Here is a 26,400-nt window from a genome sequence, read left to right as displayed (position 1 = left end):
TGTCAAAAAGAATAAAAAATAAATCTTATTCGCCTGCCAGATTTTTCTCACATGCATTCGAAAAGGCAGATGCGTAAAAAAAGTTAAGATATCTACATAAGAGGTAAAACAATACTTAATATGAGAATATGTTATAATTATTTTATTATAGTAAAAATTATATTTATACTGTAGGTGATAATGTAATTAATTTAAAAATAAAAAACTTCACAGAATGTTGGGCTAAACAAATATGCAATTGGAAATATGATGAACAATATTCTGTATGCAACTATTCTAAGAATGAAAGAAGTGAATTATATGTACAATTGTGCTTTGTGTGCTATTCATGCATGCAATAAGAAGGAATTAGATAAAGCTCCTAAGAATTGTCCAAGTCTTGATAATCAAATTGAAAAAATTAAAGAAATTTATAAGGATGAAGAAAATCTGAAAATAGCTAAAGCATCAGCATTAGTCGTGAGTGAAGGATATTGTGAGAAGACAAGATTAGAAGAGATAATGGATTTTGCTAATAGATGTGAGTTTAAAAATATAGGTATTGCATTTTGCATTGGTTTATCAAGCGAAGCTAAAATTTTAAGTAAAGTTTTAAGTTATAATGGATTTAATGTGAATTCAATAATTTGTAAAAATGGAGGCGTATCAAAAGATTTTATTGATATAAAGTCAGAAGTTCCAATGTGTAATCCAATTGGACAAGCGGAATTTTTAAATAAAGCTAAAACAGATTTAAATATCCTATTGGGATTGTGTGTGGGACATGATTCTTTGTTCATAAAATATTCGGAAGCTCCAATAACTGTCTTTGCAGTGAAAGACAGGGTTTTAGCACATAATCCGTTAGGGGTTATATATCAAGCTGAATCTTATTATAAGGATAAACTATTTCCTGAAAAATAAATACTAATACTTAAAGAGAAAATTGCATAAGAATGTGTGGAGTTATTTAATTTTAATTTATAACAGGGAGAGAAGTTATGATTATTAATTCAAGTACAATTATATATTTTTCACCAACAGGAACAACAAAAAAGGTTGCTTATGCGATTGTAAAAGGTATGGGCACAACTAACAATACCTCAATTGATTTAACTTCATTAGATGTGAGAAATGTTCTTTCACCTGCTATTAAGGGAGACATAGTAATAATTGGTGTACCCGTTTATGAAGAGAGAGCTCCTGAGATGGTACATAATTTTTTAGACAGCTTGAATGGAAATAATAAGCCAGTTGTACTGGTTGCAGTATATGGAAATTTTGGAGAAGGGATAGCCTTGAATGAGCTTGAGGTTATGGCAAAAAAGTCCAGATTTAAGATAGTAGCAGCAGGTTTGTTTATAGGAGAACATTCATTTTCAACTAAAGAAGTCCCGGTGCAAGAAGGACGCCCAAATTACGAAGATTTGAATAAAGCTGAAATATTTGGACAAAGAATAATTGATAAAATGAAAAAAACATATAATTTAAATGACTCCCTTATAGAAATTCCAAAAGGTAAGCTTCCATTAATGGCAAGGATTTTGCCTAAAAATAGTGCAAGAATGTTTACTAAGGCACCTTTGGCACATATGGACATATGCAATAAATGTGGTTTATGTATAAAATTATGTCCAATGAATGCAATAAATAAGGATACGATGGATATAGATGAAAATAAATGCATCCGATGCTTTTGTTGTGTAAAGAAATGTCCTAAAAAAGCCAGAAAAATAGTTTATAAACCAAAGATTATTGTTTCTAAAGTATTGAATATAAAAAATAAAAAGAGGCGAGTACCACAAATATATATTTAAAAAATTAGCTAATAGTACTGAGGGTTTGCTACTATATAAGTTGCGTTAAAGAGTTTACATTACATATTTTGTATTCATATTCATGTAGACAATAGTGATGTGATTTCATTATCGCAACTTATATATATAGATATTTGAAGGTTTTAATTAAATTGAGTATAATCAAATAGATGAATAGTGAAAACAGATTTAAATATTATACTAGTTTGAATATATATTAATCCAAGGAGGATAAAAAAGTGGCAAGACCAACAAAATTCCGAAGAGTTGAGTTTTTTCCAGAAGATGATTACTTTGTACCATGGGGAAAGCCAAAATGTCAAATTGAAGAAATGATTTTAAAGGTAGAAGAGCTTGAAGCAATGAGACTTAAAGATATTGAGGAATTAAATCAAGAAGAATGTGCTGAAAAAATGCAGGTATCAAGACAGACCTTTCAAAATATAATAGATAGTGCAAGAAAAAAAGTAGCTATAGCTTTAACAGAAGGAAAGGCAATAAGAATAAGCGGCGGCCACTATACTACAAAGCTTTGCAAATTTAAATGCGCAGAATGTGAAACAATTTATGAAATAAACTATGATCAAGATAGAGTCAGTTGCCCAAACTGTGGTTCTGACAAAGTTATGTGTAGTAAAAAGGCAGGATTTTGCAAGAACTGGTGTAAAAGCAATAGCGTAGAAATTAAGAAATGATTTGAGGCTTTGAAATTTATATTTTATTAAATGAAAAATAACAATAGATCAGTATTCGAAAATATTGGTCTATTATTTTTTATTTAAGCATTGTTGTAGGAATTACTTTTAAATGAGAAAATAAATAGTTTGTGTTTATAAATATGTGATTTAGTCACAGTAAAAATATATTTAAATCGTTTATAATGTATAATAGGTTAATTATATAGTAGGTCTATTAATATGTTAATAAAGCCTATTTGGAGGAAAGGAAAACTATGGAGTATTTTTTGCTGTTTCTAGAAGGAATTATAACATTTATATCGCCATGCATTTTGCCGCTTCTGCCGTTATATGTGTCTTATTTTATTGGAGGTAATGAAAAAGCTGGCAAGAGTAAATATGATGCTTTTATAAATTCGTTAGGCTTTGTATTAGGATTTACCATAATATTTACATTATTAGGTACACTCGCAGGAACCTTTGGAAGTTTTATTAAAGAAGAAAGCTCTGTTATTAATTTTTTTGGTGGATTAATAGTGGCTATTTTTGGAATTAACTATATTGGAATATTTAAAATTCCATTTTTAGAGAGAAGTTTAAAGATAAATGTACAAATAAAGAATTTTAGATTTTTGTCGTCAATTTTATTTGGAATGATTTTTGCAATAGGGTGGACACCATGCGTTGGGACATTTTTAGGTGCTGCTCTCATGATTGCAGTTAATTCTAAAGACGTTCTTAAAGGAGCCATAATGCTTTTAATATATAGTATTGGACTTGGTATTCCTTTTGTTATATGCGCTATTTTAATAGATAAGATGAAAGAGACATTTAATTTTATAAAGAAAAATTACAAAATTATAAATACTATATCTGGAGTAATTCTTATTATTATAGGAATTTCGATTATGACCGGATATTTAAACAAACTGCTTTCAATTTTAACAATATAGGAGGGTTTTATGAATAAGAAAGGACTGTTTATAGCAATAATATGTTTTGTGGGATTTTTGGCAATAGCCTACATAGGATATAATTCATTAAGTCCATCATATAGTCAGAAAAATATCGATAGTCAAGGAGATAATTCACAAAGTAAAGATTCTAATAATTCAAGTAGCAAAGATAAAGAAAAAGATTTTGTTGTATATGATGAAAATCTTAATAAAGTAAAATTATCTGATTATATAGGAAAACCAGTTGTTGTGAATTTTTGGGCGAGTTGGTGCAAACCTTGCCAAGAAGAAATGCCTTTGTTTAATGAACTTTCAAGTAAATATAAACAAGATCAATTGGTTGTTTTAATGGTAAATATGACTGATGGGCAAAGGGAAACCATAAATACTGCTAAAAAGTTTATAAGTGATAATAATTATAAGATGAATGTCTTATACGATAAGGATAGTACTGCTGCAGTGAATTATACTATTGAATCTATACCAAGAACTTTGTTTATTGATAAGGATGGATATATTGTTAAAGATTACATGGGGGAAATAACTAAAGCAGAATTGAATAATGAAATTAAATCATTATTAAGTGATTAAGTCACAGAAGAAGAACAAGAATGAAAATATAATTAAAGTATAAATAAATTGGAAATTATAAAGTATATAATTTAAATTGGAGGAATTAATTATGGCAAAAATAATAAATAGTAATGAATTTGCTAAAAATGTTGAAAATACTAAAGGGATAGTAGTGGTTGACTTTTTTGCAACTTGGTGTGGGCCATGTAAGATGTTAGGTCCAGTATTTGAAGGTGTTAGCAGTGAAATGTCAGATAAAGCTAAATTTTTTAAATTAGATGTTGATGAAAGCGGTAATGTAGCAGACAAATATGGTATATCAGCAGTTCCAACAATGATTATATTTAAAGATGGAGCGCCAGTAGAAAAGTTAGCAGGCTTTATGCCTAAAGATAATATAGTAAATAAGGTTAATGCTCATTTATAAAATAGCATAATTCAGTATTAAACTCCACATTGTTAAAAAATAAAGCTGGCATGTGGAGTTTTAATTATGTATATTAAAGGAGGTTTGTTGTTTTGGAGTACAAAGTTATATTTCACATAGATGAACTTAATAAATGGAATTTATTATTGAAAAATGCAAGTAACTTATTAGAGGCTATAGGTAATAATAAGTATTACATTGAAGTGGTAGCAAATGCTGAAGCAGTGAAAGCATACAATAGTTTTAGTAAAGAAACGGACTTAAACTTTGTAAATTTTTTTAAAGAGTTAAACAATAAAGGAATTAAGTTTGTAGCATGTAATAATGCATTAAAAGCTTTTAATATTAAACAAGAAGATTTAATTGATTTTGTATATATTGTTCCAGCAGGAGTGTTGGAACTTGTGGAGAAGCAAATGGAAGGTTATTCGTATATTAAACCTTAATATATTTATAAAAATTATTAACTAGAGTAACTGTTGAAAAAATGCTGAAAAGTAAATTATAACTATAATAAATAGATAATGTTTTAAAAATATGAAAAGTTTAAAGGGGATGAAATTCTCCTTTAAACATATTTTTGAAAACTCAGAACTCCTACTACAATAAATGCAGTAGGAGTTTTTTTATATACATTTTTACAATATTATAATCATAAACTATTAACTGAAAAGATGTTTATATACCGTCATTTTAATAGCAAAAACGTTTTAAAAGCTTATATGGTAATTATTATAACTGATAAGAAGAACTCAAACTTAAAATGCAGTAAAGTAATATCCATTGGAGGAATTAAATTGACTAGTGGAAAAGCACCATGTCCACTCACAAAGGTTAAAATTCATACTTCAAAAAGATTTGCAAATGATGTTGCAAAAGCAATTGAAAATAAAAATATTAAAAAGATGAATGCTATTTGGCTAGAAGCAACAGGCTGCTCAGGAAATATAATATCTTTACTTAATAGTGAAAATCCTGGACTTTATGATATCTTAACTGATATTGTGAATTTTACTTATAATAACACACTTATGGGCTCAGAAGGAGAATTCGCATTTGAAAAATTTTTAGAAACACTAGATACAGAATTTATATTATTAGTAGATGGAGCAGTTTCTACAAAAGAAAATGGACGTTATACCATTGTGGCAAATTATAATGGGAAAAACATTACAGCATTGGAGGCAATTCAATTAGCAGGGGGAAAAGCAAAGTATGTTGTAGCTGTAGGGACTTGTGCTTCTCATGGGGGTATATCTGCTGCAAAACCGAATCCATCAGAAAGTAAGAGTGTACAGGAAGTTTTAAATCGTCAGGTTATAAGGCTGCCTGGATGTCCGTGTCATCCAGATTGGGTAGTTGGAACTATAGCACATTTAGTTGGTTATGGCATGCCTGAGTTAGATGATGAAGGAAGACCACTTATTTTTTATGGAGTTACAATTCATGATAATTGTACAAGACGAGGATTTTTTGATAAAGGCATATTTGCACAAAAGTTTGGAGAAGAAGGTTGTATGTTCAAATTAGGCTGCAGAGGTCCTGTCACAAAAACTGATTGTCCAAGGAGAAAATGGAATGGCTACGTTAATTGGCCTATTGGGGATAATACAAATTGCATTGGATGTGCACAATCACAATTCCCAGATGGGATGGAACCTTTTGTAAGGTATTAGATATATGAAATAAAACAATAAACAAGCATATTAGTTGTTTTATTGAGTGTGCTACAAGGAGGATGATATGGGAAGAATAATAACTATAGATCCGGTAACCAGAATAAGCGGTTTTTTAGAAATAAAAGCAGAAGTAGATGGAAATACAATTGCTAAAGCAGATGCTAGTGGATTGCTTTTTAGAGGATTTGAAAAAATGCTAAAGGGAAGAGCACCTTTAGATGCTATATATTTTACAGAGAGAATTTGTGGAATATGCTCTACAGCTCACTCTATGGCGTCTACTTTAGCTTTGGAAGATGCACTTAAGATAACCGTTAGTTTAAATGATAATTATATTCGCGATCTTTTGCATGGTTTTGAATTTATACAAAATCATTTAAGGCATTTTTATTTACTTTCCATGCCTAGTTACGCAAAAATAGAGAGTATAAAATTAGTAGAAGAACAACAATATACTGAGTTCAGGCTTCCGGAAAGGGTAAATAAAAAAATAGAAGAGGACTACGTAAAAAGTATTGAATTTAGCAGATTAGCTCATGAAGGATTAGCACTTCTAGGAGGAAAGGCTCCACATAATCACGGGATTTTTGCAGGAGGAGTTACTGTAAATATAGATGCATATAAGCTAGAAAAAATAAAAAGTATCATTAAAAATATAGAATCCTTTGTAACAATCAGAATGAAAGAAGATGTAGAGATTATTTCTAAGTATTATTCTGATTATTTTAAAAAAGGACAATCATATCCATATTTTATGACTTATGGAGTGTTTGATAAATATAAAGATCCAGAGATCACTTATGTTAAGCCAGGAGTAATGAAGGATAATATTAAATATAATTTAGAACCAGATAAAATTACAGAGCAAATTCATTATTCATGGTATAAAAAGGACAAAGGGTTAGAAGAAGTGGATTTATCTAAGCAAGATGCATACACTTTTATAAAAGCTCCTCGCTATTTAGGTCTACCTATGGAGGTTGGACCATTAGCACGCTTAATAGTTAGTGGAGAATACACAAATGGACATTCATGCATGGATAGAAACATTGCAAGGGTGCTAGAAACAGAAAAGATACTGGGAATAATGAAGAAACTTGTTGAAAGAATAGAACTAAAACCAAATAATCAAAAGGTTTATGATATTCCAGAAAAAGCTTATGGGGTGGGGTTAACTGATACTACTAGAGGTGCTCTTGGACATTGGATTGAAATAGATAAAAAAGTTATCAATCATTATAATATCATAACACCTACTGTATGGAATTTATCGCCTAAGGATGAATCAAATCTTCCTGGAACTGTAGAAAGAGCACTTATTGGAACTAAATTAAACAATGTTAAAGAGCCCATAGAAATTGGACGGATTGTAAGGTCTTTTGATCCCTGCGTATCGTGTGCAACTCATTTAATTGGAAGCACAGGTGATACAGAAATAGTCGAGGTTTTGGTTTGAATACAGCTGTAAATGGTTTTGAAAGCAAAGAAGAGGATACTCACAAAAATGTATGCTCAAATATTAAGGTTATTGCTATGGGAAACATTTTAATGAAAGATGATGCTATAGGAATTGAAGTAGCAAAAGTTATAGAAGAGAGGCTTTTAGAAAGAGAAATTGAAGTTATTTATGTTGAAACTGATGTTCAATATGGAATTTCTAATGTACAAGAAGATGATTATATTCTTGTTTTGGATTCAGCATGTTATGGAAAAGAGCCTGGCGAGATTACATGCTTTCCACTAAGTGCCTATGTTTCTAAGAAAAAAGGATACTCTCAGCATAAGTATAGTTTTTTGGATCTATTAAAACTTTATTATCCTAGTACTAAAGGAGAAGTTTATGCAATTGAGGTAAAGGAAGTTGAATTTGGTTTTGGATTAAGCTTTGTATTGCAAGAAAAATTAGAAGCTATTTCTAAAGAAATTTTGAAGAGAATAGAAAAATATATAATTAAGAATAAGGTATATGAAAGAAAAGGGGAGTGAAAATATGCATGATACTATTTTATTAAGTAAGATTTCAGAGGAATTAAAAAACATATGTGCAGCCAATAATATTAATAAAGTTAAGACGTTTACTGTTATAGTAAGTTCTAGAAGTCATATACATTCTGACAATCTTTATGATCACCTTCAGCATACTTATGGAAATTTAGTTGGGGAATGGACAAAAATCAATGTAGAAAGGGAAGAGATACAAGATCAAATTGCTATTCTTAAAAGCATCCAAGGAGAACAAAGTGAAAATTAAGAGTCTAGCGTAGAGAAATATTATATCTAGAAGCACATATGCTGCCTAGAATATATTAAGGCATTTAATTTGTTTATATAACAACCATATTATTATATATGCCCCTAGTGAAACATATTATATTTGTTTCACTAGGGGTATACATTCAAGGTATAGAATTTATTTGGACGTGTCGAAAAATAAATGGATAATTATTATTAAATACTATTGAATATTATAAAATAATATGTTAAATTTAAATCATACAAAGGATATCAAAGTGATGAACAAAAGATGAATATTAAAAAGTTATAAAATATTGTGAGGATAAAATATGTTTAAAATAAATAATATCTTAATTATTCAAGGAGATGATGAAAATGGGAAATCTAATAAAGATTAATATGTATGCAGAACTCAAAAAGAAAAATGGAACAATACTAAATTTAAAGAAACTAGAAGCTAATATTACAAATTATAATAACTGGTTACAAATGAACAATAGAGAGGATAAAATAGAAACTTATGAAGAGTTTTTACAAGCTAAATAAATATTTTTAAAGGCAGATTAAATTTAAATGATTTAATCTGCCTTTAATTATGTATTCTAATGATTAATATTTGGGAAAAATAAAATAAGGTCTCTTTACAATAGAATCCATGTTAAGTATAATTTTAATAAGAATATACGTTCGCACTAAAGCCTAGTAACATGAAAAATGTTTCTAAGAATGTAGCTTAGTTTATTTTATGAATTAAACTAAGCTGTAATTATTTATGCTTTAATATAATATTTAGTAATTTAGCAGAATAGGAGCTATACTTATGAATATAAATGAGTTAATCATATACAATAAAACAATTCCTAAAAGAGAAGCTGTTTATGTGGATTACCCAAATAACTTATCACAAGAATTATGTACTTATCTTTCTAAAAAGGGTATTGAAAAGTTATATTGCCATCAAGGGGAAATGTTTGAAAGAGCAGTAGAAGGAAATAATATTGTAATAACTACATCTACAGCCAGTGGAAAAACTTTAAGTTTTTTACTACCAGTTATTCAAGAAATTTTATCGAATCCTTTAGCAAGGGCAATTTTTATATATCCTACAAAAGCTCTTGCAAGTGATCAGTATCGTGCGATTTTGCCTTACTTAGAATATTTCGGCTCTAACAGGATTTCAGCAGGAGTTTATGATGGGGATACTCCTGTAAACGAACGAAGCAGAATTAGAAAAAATGCTAATATCATTTTAACTAATCCTGAAATGATAAATGCTGCATTTTTACCTAATCACAGTAAGTTTGGTTTTGACTTTATCTTTTCTAATTTAAAATATATAGTAATTGATGAGCTTCATACTTATAGAGGTGCTTTTGGTTCACATCTTGCAAATGTATTTAGAAGACTTGGCAGGGTGTGCAGATATTATAATTCATCTCCTCAGTATTTATGCAGTTCAGCAACTATTGCAAATCCAGTTGAACTTGCAGAAGAAATATGCGGACATAAATTTCTTGAGGTTTGCATGGATGGTTCACCAGCTCCAAAGAAAAATTATAAGCTTGTGCAGCCGCCAAAGATTATGGGGAATGATAAAAAATATTATGGACAGGTGCAATCAACTTCAGTAGCTGCTGATTTAATACCTGATTTAGTGGAAAATGATAATAGTTTTATTGCTTTTGCTAAATCAAGAAGAAATGTCGAAGTAATATTAAAAGAAGCAAGAGATAAATTAGAGACGGAAAACTTTTTTGGAGCGTCTTTAAAAGATAAGATATCTGGATACAGAGGAGGATATACTCCACTTGAGCGTAAAGAAATTGAAAATAAAATGATTACTGGAGTTCTGCGAGGTTTAGTATCAACAAATGCTTTAGAGCTTGGAATAGATATTGGTAAAATTGATACAACAGTAATTGTAGGATATCCAGGAACTAGAGCATCTTTTTGGCAGCAGAGCGGAAGAGCAGGAAGAAGCGGAATTGAAAGTACAAATTATTTAATTTTTGATAACCTGCCTTTTGACCAGTATATAGCAATTAATCCAGACTGGCTTTTTGAAAGTGGAAGTGAAAATGCAGTAATTGATAAGAATAACCTTTTAATAGAACTTGCACATATACGTGCTGCAGCTGCTGAAATCCCATTAACTTTAGATGATATTTCAATTTTTCCAGATTTAGGTGAAACAATTCCTGTTTTAATCAGAGCAAGTGAATTAACAAATCAAAGTGGAAAGTTTGCATGGTGTGGTAATTCATTTCCAGCAGGGGATTTCAGCCTAAGAAATATCGATAAAGCAAGGTACAAACTTATAAATAAAGATAACAATAAAGAAATTACAGAAATGGATGAAATGCAGGCTTTTCGTGAAATTCATAATGGAGCAATTTATATGCATGATGGAGTTCAATATCAGGTTGTAAAGCTTGACTTAGAAAGTAGAACTGCTTTTGCTATTCCTTTTAATGGAAATTATTATACAATGCCAGGAGGCACTACAAATATAAGAATAATTCAAGGCAGCAAGGATATGGAATATGAACGTACTAAAGTGACTTTTGGAGATGTAAATGTTGATGAAATAGTTTATATGTATAAAAAGCTGCAATTTCACAATCATCAAAATTTAGGTTTTGAACAGTTAGAAAAACCATTATCAAAGGATTATGATACAGAAAGCACTTGGATAAAGATTCCTGACAATGTTGTTACAGTATATAGAAGGCTCCTTCAGGAAAGTCAAAATGGAGGCTTTATAAGAAATAATCATTTTGAAGGTGTATGTTATGTAATTAAAAATGCAGCAATGATGGCAACTATGACAGAACAGGAAGACATAGGTGTTGTAATGTCTAACAATGCAATTGAAATAAGTCAAAATTATGATAGCGAAGTTTATATGTTTATTTATGATAAATACGTAGGTGGTCTTGGCTATTCTGAAAAAGTATTTGACTTAACTGCAAATATTATTGAAAATGCAATCAAGATGGTAGGGGGATGTACATGTGATGATGGCTGCGCTGCATGTATTGGAGATTATCAATTAAATAAAGCTATGGTTCTATGGGGGCTTAAGAATTTATTAGAGGAAATAGAGGCACCAAAGGATATTAAGTTAGCACAATATGCTCCAGCAACCTTTATTAAGAAAGCATTTAAGTTTAATGAATTACAGGAAAAATGGAAAGAATTCTGTGAGTATATGCAGGAGAATGGAGATGCTTTTGCAAAATTTTTAAGTACAATTCCTAAGGTTGAAATAGATAATCGTACTTTAATTTTAGTTTTAAATAATGCATTTTATAGAGAATGGGTAATGGAAGAAAGTAATAAAAAGAGCATAATAAATATTATTTCTTTCCATACAGATGCTCCAATGGGAATTGAATTAAGTGTCAGACTTGAAGAGATAGATGAAGATAGAAAAAATGTAAAAAGTAAATTACAAAGAAGATATGAAGATCTTACAGAATAGGAGAATAACATGCATTATGAAAAAGAGCTAGAAAGATTAAATGAATATCAAAGAGAAGCAGTACTTGATGAAAGTGATGCATGTGTTGTAAATGCAAATGTTGGAAGTGGAAAAACAACAGTTTTGATTTCAAAAATCGTGTATCTTCATTATGCAAAAAATATCAGTTATAAAGATATGATTGTATTAACTTTTACTAATAAAGCTGCAAATGAAATTAAAGAAAGATTAATGGTTTCTGATGAGAGTATAAAATCAGAGGAATTAGAGGGCTTTGGAACCTTTCATAGTGTGGCCCTTAATTTACTTAAAGAAGTATTGCCAATTGAAAAAATAAGATATGAAAAAGACTTCTTAGTAATAGAGCCAGATGAGGAATTAGACATTGCCTTGCAGATAATTCAAGAAGAAAAGCTCAAAATTAAATATAAGAACCGTTTAAAAAAGAAACTTGAGCAAGCTATGGTTATTGAGAAGGAAGAGGAAAAAGTTTCGCCTTATGATGATGATATATTTAAACTTGTTGAGCTGCTAAAAGAAGAAAAGATAAAACAAAATAAGATGTCTTTTTCAGATATATTGCAAAATGCAAATTTGTTATTAGGTGAGCATAAAATAGAACCTAAGTGGATTATTATTGATGAGGTTCAAGACAGCGATAAAATACAGCTTGATTTTATTGATAAATTAAAAGGTGAAAATACTAAATTATTTGCAGTTGGTGATCCAAATCAGGTTATTTACAGCTGGCGTGGAAGTTCTTTAAACGTGGTTTATACCTTAAAGCATAAATATAATGCAAAGGAGCTTTCCCTTCCAATAAATTATCGTTCAAGTAATGCTATTTTAGAAGCAGCAAGGTGCTTTCAGCAAAATGGAAGCCGCTTAATGGGTGCTAGAGAAACTGAAAATAAAATCATAGTTAAAAATCATTATAATCCTTTTAATGAAGCATGTTATTTGGCAGATAAAATCAAGGAAATACATAAATCAGGTGTGCCTTATAAGGAGATTGCAATTTTTTATAGACTACAAAACCAGTCTCAGGTCTTTGAAGATGCGTTTTTAAAAAATGATATTCCTTTTGAAGTATCAATGAAGAAAACCATAAGTGACAGTCCAGTGTTAAATTGGATGATCAAATTATTTCGTTTTTGCGTAAATCCTAATGATTTTTCCTCTGCAATTTATGTTCTTAGCAATAAAGAATATGGAGAGAAAATGACAGAAAAGACTGCAAGAAAGATAGTTAAAGAGCAGAACATAATTAAATCAGAAATACTAGAAAAGATGCATGAATTTTTAAATAAATGTTCTGAAATTAAGATGGCAGAAAAGATTTATAATTATTTTGAATTTGATAAGTATATAAAGCCAACTTCAGCTACATATATAGATGATAAAGAAGCTATAAATGCGTTGCTTGATATAATCATAGAATATGTGAAAGAAAAACAAATGCCATTTTTAGATGGACTTAGAGAGTTTATAAATTCATCAGCTTTATATGGAGTAAATATTTTAAAGAAGGATATAAATAGCGATATAGACGCTGTTAAGCTTATGACTTTACATGCCTCTAAAGGTCTAGAGTTTTCTTATGTGTTTATTACAGGAGTTAATTATGGGTTAATTCCACTTCATACAAGAGATATGGAGGAAGAAGAGGAACAAAGATTATTTTTTGTTGGAATCACTAGAGCAAAAGATTATCTAGAACTTTCTTATTATACAAATCCAGATTATCATAAGGCAGCGCCTGGAGAAAGTAGATATATTCATATGATTCCAGAGAAATTAATCCAAAATGATAAGGTTAAAAATAATAATGTAAATCTTCAAGAACTTAAAAAACAAATTCAAGAGGCAAAGGCTCAAGGAATTAAAGAAGAAGCTTCGGTTACTGAAAAAGTGGAATTACCAGTAGTTGAAGAAATAAATGAAACATCAATTAAAAAGGTAAGCCACAAGAAATACGGAACGGGAAAAGTCCTAAAGGAAGATGATATGATGATTGAAGTAGAATTTGAGAATTATGGAGTGAAAGAATTTATAAAAGCGTTTAGTGAATTGGAATTTGTGTAAATTAAATCTTATTTAATTTAGTAATACATAGTATATAAATTTTATGTATTAGACAAAGCAAATATTAACCACTTACATATATTTAAGTTTAATACTAAGATTAATATCATAAACTTTAAATATTATAAGTTATAACTATAAATACCTAATATTTTATCGTAATTTTAGAAATTGTTTATCTAAATTAAATTTATTTGTACAATAACATTAATTAAATAAATTTAAAGGTGGTTTAATGTTATGGATACAATTGATTTAAAAATTATTGATGTATTAAAAGAAAATGGTAGAGCATCTGCTTCAGAAATAAGTAAAAAAGTAAATCTATCTATTCCTGCTGTAGCGGAAAGAATAAGAAAGATGGAGGAAGCAGATATAATTGAAAAATACACTATAAAAGTTAATAGAGATAAAATTAATTTTAAGCTTTTAGCGTTTGTCTTTGTTAACATTGATAAGACAGAAAATATAGATGGATTTAGAAAAGACATTGTTAAATACAATTCTGTATTAGAGTGTCATCATGTTGCTGGTGAGTATGATTATTTATTAAAAATCCTTGTAGAAGATACCAAGTCACTTGAGTACTTTATATCAAATATGTTGAAAAATATAAAAGGTGTAATTAAATCAAATACAATAATAGCTCTTTCTTCATTAAAAGAAGACATTAATGTTTAAGAGGTAGTAAAGTGATTTTTAAAGGTTTTAAATTTGGCATGTTATTACAATTTGCAATTGGACCTGTTTGCTTATTTATATTTCAAATAGCATCATTAAATGGCTTTTATATTGGGGAAATAGGTGTATTAGGTGTTGCTTTAGTTGATGGCTTTTTTATTGTTGTTGCTGTCCTTGGTATAGCTTCAATAATTGATAGAAAGAACGTAAAGATAGGTTTAAAAATATTTGGTTCCATAATTCTGCTTATTTTTGGTCTTAATACAATATTAAATCAATTTAATATTGTATTTATACCAAGCTTAAATATACATGATATTTTGATTTCTACTGACGCATTTACTAGTGCAATTATAATCACTTCATCAAATCCTTTAACAATAATTTTCTGGGCGGGTATATTTTCAACAAAAGTTATAGAAGAAAATATAAAAAAGCAGCATATTTACTCTTTTGGCTTTGGAGCATTATTATCTACAATATTTTTTCTATCACTAATTAATTTAATAGGAAGTTTCACTAAAACATTCTTATCAATTAATGGAATACAAATATTAAATATAATTATAGGATTTCTATTAATATGTTTTGCCATTAAAATGATTTTGAAAAATGTGTAAGGCACACAATCAAAAAATAACGAGTCCATTTGCTAGCCTATTTTCCACCATGCTATGACGGCAAATTGAACTAATAACCCACTATGAGGTGAATTTTCCTCCTTGCCTGATGAAAATATCCATGGCAACTTTGGACTTGTTATTTATTTTCATGTGCCTAAAGTAATTTTATTAATTTGTGATGTATTTATGAATAATGTTGCCAAAGGCAGCAGATAACATAAATTTAGTTTTGCCATATTATTGTCACAAATCTCAAGTATTATATAAATATAAAGTAGTTAAACATTATTTATTCTCCTATTAAATAAATGTTAATCAGTATTCAGAATGGTCTATAAACCCTAGTAGATCATTCTTTTTTATTTATGAAATAAAATATATATTGGTTTTTAGGATTTTCTATATTTGCAATAGGTGAACAAAGCAGTGATAAGCATTATTATCCAAGTCAAGAAAGTACAGCAGTTATAAGAAATTGGTATAGCTAGAAGTCGTAAATTGTTGTGTATATTTATAAAAATAAAAGAGCCTTCTCATTAAGAATGTAAACAGAGGATAAAATATATGAATATTATAAACCAATATTCATATAAAGGATAAGATATAACATTAGATATTATAATGAAGATTGAAAAATATTATGTGTAATTTTAATCTTAGAGCAAAAATCAAATCAAAAATCAAAAAACATATTGACTTAGTGTTAACTCTAAGTTGTAAAATTAGTATGTCATTTAAGAAAAAAACATATATGTGTTATAATAAAGGTTATTAAAAGATAAAGGTATTCAAAAATTATTATAATTTAGACATAGTATGTTTCGCTTACAATTAGGCAAGGAATTGACTTTACTGAAAATGCAACATGGAATTAAGTAATTATTCGTCAAACAAAAGAAATTAATGTGGTAGATAATATTTAAAACTTTAGCTGTGGTGTATTAATATTTATACGCTGCAGCTTTTGCTTTTTAATAGATATAATAAGCAAATAGCATTATTTATAATATGGATTAGCTCCATATTGTTTTTGAATAGTTAATTTTGAGTAAGAGCTTTTTTATAATGTAATGCTTGGAATCATTTTGTAATATGATTAGGAGGTGTATCAGTTGCAAGTGGGATATTTATTCAAAGAATGAAGTTTGCATATAAATTGTATAGTGCAAATTGAAGTTTAGTTAGGAGGATTTTTCAAAAGATGAATAAGAAAGGAATTTTAATTGTAACACTGGCGTTATTGCTATCAAATGCAATGGCAGGTTTAGATGGGACAATTGTTAACACTGCTTTGCCAGCAATTATAAGTGATTTACATGGAATTCAATACATGGGATGGATAGTAGCAGTTTTTTTATTAGGAATGGCAGTGGTAACTCCACTTTGGAGTAAATTAGGGGAACGTATAGGAAATAAAAGATCATATCAAATAGCCACATTATTATTTGCAGCTGGTTCAATATTTCAAGCTCTATCAAGTAATATTATTCTTTTCTTGATTGCAAGAACTATTATGGGAATAGGTGCAGGTGGAATGAATACTATCCCGTTTATTATTTATGCAGATTTGTATACGAATTTAAAGAAGAGGTCAAAGGTTATTGGATATGCTACAGCAAGCTTTAGTGCAGCAGCAATTATTGGACCGTTAATTGGTGGTTGGATAGTAGATACTTTTAGCTGGCATTGGGTATTTTATATTAATGTCCCAATTGCATTAATCTCAATACTAAGTGTTCAAATTTTCTTTAAAGAGCCTAAACGAATTTCTATAGGTGAAAAAATTGATTATTTAGGTGCTGTTATTATGATAATTAGTTTAGTAACACTATTAACGGGAATTCAAATTATAGAAACAGCTTCATTAAGCTTAGTTAGTATATTTATTATAGTTGGTTTAATTTTATTAATAGTATTATTTAAAGTTGAAGAAAAGGCAGCTGATCCTATAATTCCTAATAGATTGTTTAAAAATGGTCCGTTAGTAGTTGATTTCATATTATTCGCTCTTTTATGGGGAGCGTTTGTTGCTTTTAATATTTACATACCAATGTGGGCACAAGGGTTGATAGGTTTGAGTGCTTTAATTGGAGGTGCGACTCAGATTCCAGGTTCTGTTACAAACTTTGCTGGTGCAGTAGTTGGATCATCTATGCAATCACGATTAGGGAAATATCGTATTGTTGCTTTAGGAACTTTAGCTTTTATAATTTCATTTAGTATAATGGTATTAGCGGGAATAACTATACCATTATGGCTATTATTAGTATCAGGGGCTTTTGAAGGTTTTGGTTTAGGTTTGAGTTTTAATATTTTGCAAATTAGTGTACAACAAGATGCGGAGAAGCGAGATATTCCAATTGCAACATCATTTGCGTACCTTTTACGTATTTTAAGCCAAACATTTATGTCGTCAATATATGGCGTAATTTTGAATAATGCTCTAAATAAAGGTGTTGCTGAAACTCAAGGAAAGATTACAATTGATATGTTAAATAAATTAAGTGACTCTCAAAGTGTAGGCGATTTACCTAAAAACTTATTACCGCTTATGAGACAAGTTATGTATAGTGGTTTGCACAATATTATGCTAATAGCATTAGTTTTATTAATCATAGCGTTGATTTTCAATGTTGGGATGCAATTAAAAATTAGAAGAGGAAAAGCTGTTCGGTAGAGTAATCAATGTAATTTAATTTAACTCGTTGCGCTAGTAACTTGAACTAGCACAACGAGTTAATTAATATTTAATGTAATAATTAGATATACAGATAAGTTTAATAATTCTCTGAGAATACCTCAAAGTATGATTGTGGATGTGCACAAGCAGGACACGAAATTGGTGCTTCAGTTCCTTCATAGATATATCCGCAATTAATACATTTCCAAAGGGTCACTTCATCTTTTTTGAATACTTTTCCTTCTTCAATATTCCTAGCGAGCTTTTTGTATCTAATCTCATGACGTTCTTCTACTTCAAGTATTTTTCTATAAACTGCTGCAACTTCTGGATACCCTTCCTTCTCTGCTATTTCTGCAAAAGATGGATAAAGTTCTGTCCATTCTTCATTTTCACCAGCAGCAGCTGCAAGCAAGTTCTTATGAGTTTCATCGTGGAATGAAACTGGGTAAGACACTTGTATTTCTATTGGCTCGTCCACAAAATCGTTTTTTAGAAATTTATAAAATCTTTTAGCGTGTTCTTTTTCTTGCTCTGCAGTTTCCATAAATATATTTGATATTTGAACAAAACCCTCTTTTTTAGCAATACTTGAATAATAAGTATACCTGGTTCTTGCCTGACATTCTCCTGCAAATGACTTCATTAAATTTTCAGCTGTTTGACTTCCTTTTAAACTCTTCATTTTCATTCCTCCTAATATATTATTATTTATATATTTTAATTATATCATTGCTTTATAATAATCCTACATAAATTCCTCTACAAACTTTTCTCCATCAATTGGAATCCATTTTCTATCAACTATTACATCTCCGCTTTTTAACACTGGATGCAGATCATGAAATGTAGGTTTTCCTTCTTCTTTATATAAAATTCCTAGTGGAATGCCATCATCTCCAAACTCCATAGCCTTAATAATGGCTGCACCTTTATCATTAGGATTATAATTTTCGTCTAAATAATAAACTCTGTCTCTATACCATTTAAAGGTATTAACCTTATTAAAGCTAACACAAGGCTGCATTATATCAATTAAGGCATAACCTTTATGATTAATTGCTGCTTCTATCATGCTCTTTAAATGTTCCTTGTCTCCAGAAAAACTTCTAGCAACAAAGGTTGCACCAATCGTTATGGCTAAAGCTAAAGGATTTAGTGGTTCAGAAATTACACCATCGAATTGCATGGAAGTTTTCTGTCCTCTTGCTGTTGTTGGTGATCCTTGACCTTTTGTAAGTCCATAAATTTGATTGTCGTGAACTAATTGAACAATATCTAAGTTTCTTCGTATATTATGAATAAAATGATTTCCTCCTTCGCCATAAGCATCTCCATCTCCAGAAGTAACTATTACGTTAAGCTTGGGATTTACAATTTTTATTGCTTGAGCTGGTGGAAGGGCTCTTCCATGCAATCCGTTAAATCCATTTGCTCGTATATAATGAGGAGTCTTTGCAGCTTGACCTATACCAGATACCATCATAAGTTTTTCTGGTTTAATATTTAGCTCTGCTACGGCTTCTTTTATTCCCTGTAGTATAGAAAAGTTGCCGCAACCTGGGCACCAAGTATTATCATCTTTACTATCATATAATTTCAACTCTATCATAAATTACACCTCCTTATATAATCTTGTAACTATCTCATTTGAAGTTATCTGAGAACCACTGTATTTTAAAATACTGTCATCCATTAAAATTCCTGTTTCCTGAGTTATAAGTTTTCCTAGCTGTCCTGTAAAATTTTGCTCTACATTTATTATTGTCTTTGCTATAGCACTATACTTTCTTAAAAGTTTTTCTGGTAATGGGTATATATCACCAAAAGAAATTCCTCCTACTTTTAAACCTAAACTATTTAATGTTTCAGTTGCTTCTTTTATTGCTCCGTAAGTAGATCCCCATCCAACTAAAAGTATGTCTATATCATCTTTTCCAATGTATTCTGGTTCTTGTATGTCATCTTTTATAAACTTATCTAATTTTCTCATTCTCTTTTCCATTTGAGTATTTCTTATTTCAGCATCTTCTGTTATATGAGCATACTCAGTATGTTCATCACTATCAATCAAAACTACTTGTCCATCAATTTTTCCAGGAATTAATCGTGGTGAAATTCCAGATTCGGTCACTTTATATCTCTTATACTCTTCATCAATTCCATTTCCATCGCTTATATGCCTTTCTATCTTAAGTTTTTCAAGAGAAAACTTTGGAACAGTAATTTTAGAATCTGCAAGATATTGATCTGTTAATATTATCACTAGAGTTTGATACTTATCAGCTAAATTTAATGCCCTAAAAGTTTGATAGAAGGCATCTTCAGCATTCCTAACACTCAAAACTATTCTCGGAAACTCTCCTTGCGAGGCAGCTAATAAGAAACCTAAGTCACTTTGCTCTGTTCTAGTTGGTAGTCCGGTAGCAGGGCCAGGTCTTTGTGAATCGATAACAACTAAAGGTGTTTCTGTTATTCCAGCTAAACCAAAAGCTTCAACCATTAACGAAACTCCTCCACCGGATGAACCAGTCATAGCTCTAGCTCCAGCATAGGATGCTCCAATTGCCATGTTTATAGCGCTGATTTCATCTTCTGCTTGTTCTACAATTATGCCAGCTTCCAATGATTTCTTAGAAAGATATGTCATTACACTAGTAGCTGGAGTCATTGGGTAAGCTGAATAAAATGACACCCCACCAACTAGAGCACCTAGCCCTATAGCATCATTACCGTTTATAATAAGATGTTTTGATAAATCTTTTCCTATAAATGTGAACTTTTCATCAATTAAATCATTACCTCTTTTAAAGGCCTCTATATTCTTATCTCTTATAATATCCGGAAGTTTTTTTGCTATAAATTCATCAAATTGGCCTTTTATGCCAAAATACTTTAATATCGCTCCTGCTGCAACAAAAGTAAATGACTTTGGTAAGCCTATATCTTTTGCAATTTTCAGTAAAGAAAAGTTTTTTAGTCTGCTATCCTCATCTTGAATAGATTCATCAGCAATTATTATTCCATCACTATTTAGATTATTTCTATGAATTTCTATTGTATCCTTATCTAATGCAAGTATTAGATCCAATTTTTCAATATGAGAGTAAATTGGTTCATCTCCGAATCTAATTTGTGTAAAATTGTGCCCACCTCTTACTCTAGACATATAATCTTTATTGGAAAAAACATAAAAGCCAGATTTCTTTAGAGCTTTTTCAATGAAATCACTCACTGTATCCATTCCTTGTCCAGCGCTTCCTCCAATTAATAAGTTACGTTTCATTGCAACCACCTCTCTTATAAAATTATTTTAGGCAATCCATCTCTTACCTTATTATCTAATAATATACTTTATTTTGCACTTTGTAAATATTAATTATTAATTAGTTTATATTATTTATTAATAGTTTATATAATTAAAAAATCTATTTATACCATAATAAAAGTTTATTTTTACTAGATTGCATTTATCAATAGTATTTATTTTTAAACTCTATATAATTAAAATAAAAAGACTAATGAACAAGTGAAAGGCGTGAATTAACTTAATCGTATCTATTTTTAAAGAGAGAAGTAAATATGTTTGTTGATTCTATTAAAGATATACATTTTATATTTCCAAAGTCTAAAGCTTATGTATATATTTGCAAAATATAATTTGATAAATCATTATGTAAGGTATATAATTTAAGTAGACAATAATAATTATTATTTAAAAATAAGTAAATATAGAGTATAAAATTAAATTTATATAATTTAAATATTTTTTATTAAGGAGATGTTGATATGTTAAGCGAAAAATTACTTAATAGTCTTAATGAACAAGTTAATTTTGAATTATACTCAGCATACACTTACCTGGCAATGGCAGCTTATTGTGAATCTATTGATTTAATTGGATGTGCTAATTTTTTCAAAGTTCAAAGTAAAGAAGAATTAGATCATGCGATGAAATTCTATAACTACATATTCCAAAAAAATGGTGTAGTAGAATTAGAACAAATTGAAAAACCGCATACAAATTTTGATAACGTATCGCATGTTTTTGAAATGGCTTATATTCATGAACAATTGGTTACAAGAAAAATATATAATATTGCTGATATAGCAGAAGAAGAGAAAGAACATGCAACTAAGAGCTTACTTAAATGGTTTATTGATGAACAAGTTGAAGAAGAAAATAATCTGAATAATATTATAAAGAAACTTAAGAGATCAGAAAACAATCCAGCAGCATTATATATGTTAGATGATGAACTAGCAGCAAGAGTATACGTGCCACTTACAACTACTAATGCATAAATAAATTAACTAAAGCATCTATAGAAATATAGGTGCTTTTTGTTATATCATTATTTCTATATGAATTTAGCTAACAATCTAGTTCTTCAAAGAGAACAAAGAAGAGTTCTATAGGAAATGCAAGTGTAATGAAGATTAATAAATGAAAATTATATTAGAAAAATTATAATAGAAAATAAGGCTGAAATAAGATTTCAAAACTAAATCTTATTTCAGTCTTTTAAGTTTAGGCTACATCAAATTTAGTAACTTGTCTTTGAATAAATGGTAAAGTTCAGCCTGGCAAATAGCTTTGTAGTAGAACTTTTTGTCAGACTATTTTTTGGATTATTTCCAAATATCAAGAATCATTGTTGCTGCACAATATACAAGTAACAACGCCATGATTACATTTAAGATTTTACCATAGTTATTAAAGAAGCTTTCAAAAGCAGCACCAAACATAGCCCAGCAGCAGGTGCCAGCAAAACCAATTACAGCAAGAATCAAGACAAAAACAGCAATGATAGGTAGATTCTGATAATATGGCAAGACAAAAGAAGACATGGCAGTGATTCCGTATAAAATAACTTTTACATTTACAAATTGAAGGATCATGCCTGAAGTTACTGTATTTGTTAATGACAGACCTTTCTTTCCATCATGAGGCTTATCACGCCAAATTGTCCAGGCAAGCCAAAGTATGTAGGCTGCTCCAATGCAAAGCATCACGGGCTTTACAGATGGGATGAAACCATATAGGGCTTTAGAAAATGTAGCACAACAAGACATGACGATTAAAAATCCATACAAAACTCCCATGTTAAATGGAAATGATTTTTTAAAACCGTATTTACTTGCATTTGTCATTGACATTATATTGTTGGGACCAGGTGTCAAAGCTGTTAGAAAAACATATGAAAAGAATGCAGCAAAGTTCATAATTAATTATTTACCTCCTTAATTTCGTATGATATAATGAACACAAAAAACAGTATATTATACATTGTTTAGTATATTGTACAACTTGTCCAATATACTGTCAATGGTTTGGAGGTAAAAATATTGGATAATATAAATTCTATTGTTGCTGATAATCTAAAGCGGTTACGAGAGCAAAGAAGGATGAGTCTTGATTCAGTTTCAAAATTATCAGGAGTAAGTAAAAGTATGCTTGGGCAAATTGAGAGGGGAGATGTTAATCCTACGATTTCTACAGTCTGGAAGATTGCTATGGGGTTAAAAATTTCTTTCACTGAACTAGTGAGCAGGCCAGAAGCAGAATACGAGGTGATTCCTATGGAATCTATTCAACCTTTACTTGAGGATAATGGACATTATCGTAACCATCCCATATTTTTATTTGATGGGAGCCGTAGATTTGAAATACTATATATTGAACTTGATGAAGGAAGTCATTTGGATGCTGAGGCGCACCCTGAGGGAACCCAAGAGTTTATCACTGTGTTTTCTGGAAGCCTGAGTGTGGAAGTTAATGACAAAGTCCTATCTGTTGAAGGTAGTGGTTCTATACGTTTTAAAGCAGATAGACCGCATAAATATAAAAATTCGGGCAATGAGCTTTGTCGCTTGAGCATGGTAATTTATTATCCGGAATAATTATAATAGACTATAGAATGTAAATGACTTAAATTTGTGTCAATGCATTAGGAATAAAAGGTGAACTGATTAAGTTATTGCTTTGTAGCTCTAAATGAAATCAATATTGAGATGGTAAAGTCATTATACCATCTCAATGTGGTTATATCGGAAGTTTTAATAATTTTATATTTCTCATAACTAATTATGAAGCGACTTGTTTAATTTACTTTGACTATTCGTTTTTTCAAATATATTATTGTATTTAGTATAGAGACTGGAGTGATATTAATGGATATTAGACATTTTAAAACATTTAAAAGCATTATTGAAGAAGGAAATTTTACAAATGCTGCAGCAAAATTAGGTTATACACAATCTACTGTTACATCACAAATTCAGCAGTTAGAGCAGGAGTTATCAATAAAGCTATTTGAAAAAATTGGACGCAATATGATATTAACCCCACTTGGAAAAGAGCTGATACCACATGCAGATGAATTACTTAATACAGTAAAAAAGATTGAAAATATCGGCAAATATAATAATAATATAACAGGAGAACTAAAAATCGCTGTTGCAGAATCATTGATGTCTTATAAGTTACAAGATGTTTTACGTTTATTTAAAGAAAAAGCCCCTAATGTAAAACTTTCTATAATGGCCATGAATTGCTACTCAATAAAAAATATTATATTGGATGGAAATGTGGATCTTGGCTTAATGTATGATGTAGGTGCTCAAAATAATAATTTGCTTTCAGTAAAACTTTCTAATTTTAGTCTAGCTTTGGTATGTTCTCCAGCATTTTTAGAAAAAAATATAGATTTTTGTAAACAAAATCAAAAAGTTAGGACAAGTCTTGTAATTAATGAAGTTGAATCTATTTATAGACAAATAATTGAGAATTATTTTTTTAGTAATAATATATTTCTAGATAATACAATTGAGCTTTGGAGCATAGAAGCAATAAAAAAATCTGTAATTAATAATTTAGGAGTCTCATTTTTACCCCGATTTACGGTAGAAGAAGAGCTAAAAAGTGGAAAGTTAAAAGAGATAAAGATAGGTTGCTCAGATGATAAAATTACAGCAATATATGCTCACCATAAGAATAAATGGATCAGTCCTGCAATGTCATTATTTATCCAATTAGTAAGAGAAAATTTTAAGGTTGAAAAATAATTTCAACCTATGTTTTATATGATGTTAAAAGATTGTCTAAAAATTATAATTTATTATGTAGTTATAATTTTTTTTTGAGGTGAATTTAATCTTAAAACAATAAATGAAGCAAGTAAGCAGAATAAACCACCTGAAATAAAAGTAATAATGTAATTACCAGTTAGTGTATATAATGTCCCGCCATAAATTGTTGCTACTGCTGATCCTAGTTGGTGAATAGCCATTATCCAGCCAAATACCATATTACCATTTTCTTTAAATATATCATTACATAAGCGTACAGTTGGTGGTACAGTTGCAACCCAATCTAAACCATAGAATATTACAAAAATATCAATACCTAGATGACTTGATCCAATAACAAACGGAAGAAGTATTAAGGAAAAACCACGTAAACTATAATACCAAAATAATAACCATCTATTATCAAAGCGGTCTGATAACAATCCTGAAAGAGTGGTTCCGAAAATATCAAAAATACCCATTACTGATAATAATCCAGCGGCATAAACTTCGGTACTTCCACAATCCATGCAGGCAGGTATAAAATGAGTTCCTATTAATCCATTTGTAGAGGCACCACAAACGAAAAAACTAATTGACAATAACCAAAACTCTTTAGAATGTATACTTGTTCTTAAACTATGAAAAACTAATTTAAACGGATTATCTCCAGTTTCTACATGGTTAGAAACTTCCTTAGGCGGATCTTGCTTTAAGGATTCCATATTATTTGGTTTGTCACGCATAAATATAAATATTAATATACAAGTGAGTAGAGCAGCACAAGAGATAATGTATATTAAAAATTTCCATGAGTGATTTTCTAATAACTTTGCAAATAAAGGTAAGAATACAAGCTGACCAGCAGAGCCGCTAGCACCAAAAATTCCAATTACTAAGCCTTTGTGTTTTGAAAACCATCTATGAGCAATAACTGATCCTAAAACTTGAGTGGTTAAACCAGATCCAATTCCGATAATTATTCCCCAGAGTATTGTAAGGTGCACTGGCGTTTGCATCCAAGAAGATAGATAAGTACCCAAAAATAATAATATTAGTGAAATAATCATTACACGTCTAGCACCATAAATATTAGTTAAAGCAACAGAAAATGGGCCAAGTAGACCATATAATGCAAGATTAATTGCTAATGCAAAACTAATAAATGCTCTATTCCATCCGAAATACTGCTCAAATGGTATTATAAGCAATCCTGAAGTTGAACGAATTCCAGAAGATATTAACAAAGTAAAAAAAGTTACTAGCATTATAACCCAGCTGTAGTGAAAGTTTAGTTTATTAAATTTTAATTTAGTTTGAATATACCTGATCATTGTAACCCCCAATAATATAATTTAAATATGCTTCTTAATAGCATTAGAATTAGTATATTATCGGTATTAACATTTGTAAAATTGAAATAATCAAAGTAA

General features: G+C 29.7%; 25 protein-coding genes. 20 read left to right on the top strand and 5 right to left on the bottom strand.

Annotated features, from left to right (window positions below; genetic code table 11):
• The first annotated feature begins 300 nt into the window (after nucleotides 1-300).
• The 17 genes from CLOBL_RS16855 to CLOBL_RS16780 all read left to right on the top strand — a co-directional run bounded on the left by CLOBL_RS16855 (nucleotide 301) and on the right by CLOBL_RS16780 (nucleotide 17,893).
• Nucleotides 301-903: a DUF1847 domain-containing protein gene (locus CLOBL_RS16855; protein WP_077860104.1), complete on the top strand. Its 603-nt coding sequence runs from the start codon at nucleotides 301-303 to the stop codon at nucleotides 901-903.
• 77 nt (nucleotides 904-980) lie between these two features.
• On the top strand, nucleotides 981-1,796 hold the full coding sequence (locus CLOBL_RS16850) for an EFR1 family ferrodoxin (protein ID WP_077860103.1): 816 nt from the start codon (nucleotides 981-983) through the stop codon (nucleotides 1,794-1,796).
• 239 nt (nucleotides 1,797-2,035) lie between these two features.
• Complete coding sequence (locus CLOBL_RS16845; RefSeq protein ID WP_077860102.1) at nucleotides 2,036-2,491, top strand: DUF134 domain-containing protein; 456 nt, start codon at nucleotides 2,036-2,038, stop codon at nucleotides 2,489-2,491.
• A 257-nt stretch (nucleotides 2,492-2,748) separates the two neighbouring features.
• Nucleotides 2,749-3,426 carry a cytochrome c biogenesis protein CcdA gene (locus tag CLOBL_RS16840; RefSeq protein ID WP_077860101.1) on the top strand — a complete coding sequence of 226 codons (678 nt, stop codon included), beginning with the start codon at nucleotides 2,749-2,751 and terminating at the stop codon, nucleotides 3,424-3,426.
• A 9-nt stretch (nucleotides 3,427-3,435) separates the two neighbouring features.
• The gene (locus tag CLOBL_RS16835; protein ID WP_077860100.1) at nucleotides 3,436-4,020 is read left to right on the top strand and encodes a TlpA disulfide reductase family protein; all 585 of its coding nucleotides are present in this window, start codon (nucleotides 3,436-3,438) and stop codon (nucleotides 4,018-4,020) included.
• A 91-nt stretch (nucleotides 4,021-4,111) separates the two neighbouring features.
• Nucleotides 4,112-4,429 carry a thioredoxin gene (gene trxA, locus CLOBL_RS16830; protein ID WP_077860099.1) on the top strand — a complete coding sequence of 106 codons (318 nt, stop codon included), beginning with the start codon at nucleotides 4,112-4,114 and terminating at the stop codon, nucleotides 4,427-4,429.
• Nucleotides 4,430-4,521: 92 nt separating this feature from the next.
• On the top strand, nucleotides 4,522-4,875 hold the full coding sequence (locus tag CLOBL_RS16825; protein WP_077860098.1) for a DsrE family protein: 354 nt from the start codon (nucleotides 4,522-4,524) through the stop codon (nucleotides 4,873-4,875).
• Nucleotides 4,876-5,226: 351 nt separating this feature from the next.
• Nucleotides 5,227-6,105 carry a hydrogenase small subunit gene (locus CLOBL_RS16820; RefSeq protein ID WP_077860097.1) on the top strand — a complete coding sequence of 293 codons (879 nt, stop codon included), beginning with the start codon at nucleotides 5,227-5,229 and terminating at the stop codon, nucleotides 6,103-6,105.
• A gap of 67 nt (nucleotides 6,106-6,172) precedes the next feature.
• On the top strand, nucleotides 6,173-7,564 hold the full coding sequence (locus tag CLOBL_RS16815; protein ID WP_077860096.1) for a nickel-dependent hydrogenase large subunit: 1,392 nt from the start codon (nucleotides 6,173-6,175) through the stop codon (nucleotides 7,562-7,564).
• On the top strand, nucleotides 7,561-8,094 hold the full coding sequence (locus tag CLOBL_RS16810) for a hydrogenase maturation protease (protein ID WP_077860095.1): 534 nt from the start codon (nucleotides 7,561-7,563) through the stop codon (nucleotides 8,092-8,094). Before CLOBL_RS16815 ends, CLOBL_RS16810 begins: the two co-directional genes overlap by 4 nt.
• A 4-nt stretch (nucleotides 8,095-8,098) precedes the next feature.
• The gene (locus CLOBL_RS16805; protein ID WP_009169357.1) at nucleotides 8,099-8,359 is read left to right on the top strand and encodes a hypothetical protein; all 261 of its coding nucleotides are present in this window, start codon (nucleotides 8,099-8,101) and stop codon (nucleotides 8,357-8,359) included.
• A gap of 359 nt (nucleotides 8,360-8,718) precedes the next feature.
• On the top strand, nucleotides 8,719-8,889 hold the full coding sequence (locus CLOBL_RS28090) for a hypothetical protein (RefSeq protein WP_009169358.1): 171 nt from the start codon (nucleotides 8,719-8,721) through the stop codon (nucleotides 8,887-8,889).
• A gap of 274 nt (nucleotides 8,890-9,163) precedes the next feature.
• Nucleotides 9,164-11,827: a DEAD/DEAH box helicase gene (locus CLOBL_RS16800; RefSeq protein WP_077860094.1), complete on the top strand. Its 2,664-nt coding sequence runs from the start codon at nucleotides 9,164-9,166 to the stop codon at nucleotides 11,825-11,827.
• A 9-nt stretch (nucleotides 11,828-11,836) separates the two neighbouring features.
• Entirely contained in the window at nucleotides 11,837-13,912 is a 2,076-nt protein-coding gene (locus CLOBL_RS16795) for an ATP-dependent helicase (protein WP_077860093.1), read from the top strand.
• 240 nt (nucleotides 13,913-14,152) lie between these two features.
• On the top strand, nucleotides 14,153-14,593 hold the full coding sequence (locus CLOBL_RS16790; protein WP_009169361.1) for an Lrp/AsnC family transcriptional regulator: 441 nt from the start codon (nucleotides 14,153-14,155) through the stop codon (nucleotides 14,591-14,593).
• Nucleotides 14,594-14,604: 11 nt separating this feature from the next.
• Complete coding sequence (locus CLOBL_RS16785; protein WP_077860092.1) at nucleotides 14,605-15,213, top strand: LysE family transporter; 609 nt, start codon at nucleotides 14,605-14,607, stop codon at nucleotides 15,211-15,213.
• Nucleotides 15,214-16,417: 1,204 nt separating this feature from the next.
• A complete protein-coding gene (locus CLOBL_RS16780; RefSeq protein ID WP_077860091.1) occupies nucleotides 16,418-17,893 on the top strand; it encodes an MFS transporter in 1,476 nt (491 codons plus the stop codon).
• Between the two features lie 100 nt (nucleotides 17,894-17,993).
• Here CLOBL_RS16780 and rbr read toward each other — a convergent pair whose 3' ends face one another.
• The 3 genes from rbr to CLOBL_RS16765 form a co-directional block, all read right to left on the bottom strand.
• Nucleotides 17,994-18,581, bottom strand: coding sequence for a rubrerythrin (gene rbr, locus CLOBL_RS16775; RefSeq protein ID WP_077860090.1), 588 nt, complete (start codon nucleotides 18,579-18,581; stop codon nucleotides 17,994-17,996).
• Between the two features lie 63 nt (nucleotides 18,582-18,644).
• Nucleotides 18,645-19,508, bottom strand: a complete 864-nt coding sequence (locus tag CLOBL_RS16770) for a thiamine pyrophosphate-dependent enzyme (protein WP_077860089.1) — start codon at nucleotides 19,506-19,508, stop codon at nucleotides 18,645-18,647.
• A 3-nt stretch (nucleotides 19,509-19,511) separates the two neighbouring features.
• On the bottom strand, nucleotides 19,512-21,182 hold the full coding sequence (locus CLOBL_RS16765; protein ID WP_077860088.1) for a 2-oxoacid:acceptor oxidoreductase subunit alpha: 1,671 nt from the start codon (nucleotides 21,180-21,182) through the stop codon (nucleotides 19,512-19,514).
• A gap of 503 nt (nucleotides 21,183-21,685) precedes the next feature.
• Between CLOBL_RS16765 and CLOBL_RS16760 the strand changes: the two genes are divergently transcribed.
• Nucleotides 21,686-22,201 carry a ferritin gene (locus CLOBL_RS16760; RefSeq protein ID WP_077860087.1) on the top strand — a complete coding sequence of 172 codons (516 nt, stop codon included), beginning with the start codon at nucleotides 21,686-21,688 and terminating at the stop codon, nucleotides 22,199-22,201.
• A 327-nt stretch (nucleotides 22,202-22,528) separates the two neighbouring features.
• On the opposite strand, the gene CLOBL_RS16755 is transcribed toward CLOBL_RS16760, so the two are convergent.
• Complete coding sequence (locus CLOBL_RS16755) at nucleotides 22,529-23,122, bottom strand: LysE family transporter (protein WP_009169368.1); 594 nt, start codon at nucleotides 23,120-23,122, stop codon at nucleotides 22,529-22,531.
• A gap of 123 nt (nucleotides 23,123-23,245) precedes the next feature.
• On the opposite strand from CLOBL_RS16755, the gene CLOBL_RS16750 reads away from it, so the two are divergent.
• Complete coding sequence (locus CLOBL_RS16750) at nucleotides 23,246-23,800, top strand: XRE family transcriptional regulator (protein WP_009169369.1); 555 nt, start codon at nucleotides 23,246-23,248, stop codon at nucleotides 23,798-23,800.
• Between the two features lie 270 nt (nucleotides 23,801-24,070).
• Nucleotides 24,071-24,964, top strand: coding sequence for a LysR family transcriptional regulator (locus CLOBL_RS16745; protein ID WP_077860086.1), 894 nt, complete (start codon nucleotides 24,071-24,073; stop codon nucleotides 24,962-24,964).
• A gap of 53 nt (nucleotides 24,965-25,017) precedes the next feature.
• Here CLOBL_RS16745 and CLOBL_RS16740 read toward each other — a convergent pair whose 3' ends face one another.
• Nucleotides 25,018-26,301, bottom strand: coding sequence for an MFS transporter (locus CLOBL_RS16740; RefSeq protein WP_077860085.1), 1,284 nt, complete (start codon nucleotides 26,299-26,301; stop codon nucleotides 25,018-25,020).
• Between the last annotated feature and the right edge of the window lie 99 nt (nucleotides 26,302-26,400).

This window comes from Clostridium sp. BL-8, assembly GCF_002006495.1.
In the GTDB taxonomy this organism is placed as follows: Bacteria; Bacillota; Clostridia; order Clostridiales; family Clostridiaceae; genus Clostridium.
This window is presented reverse-complemented; position numbering and strand designations above follow the sequence as displayed.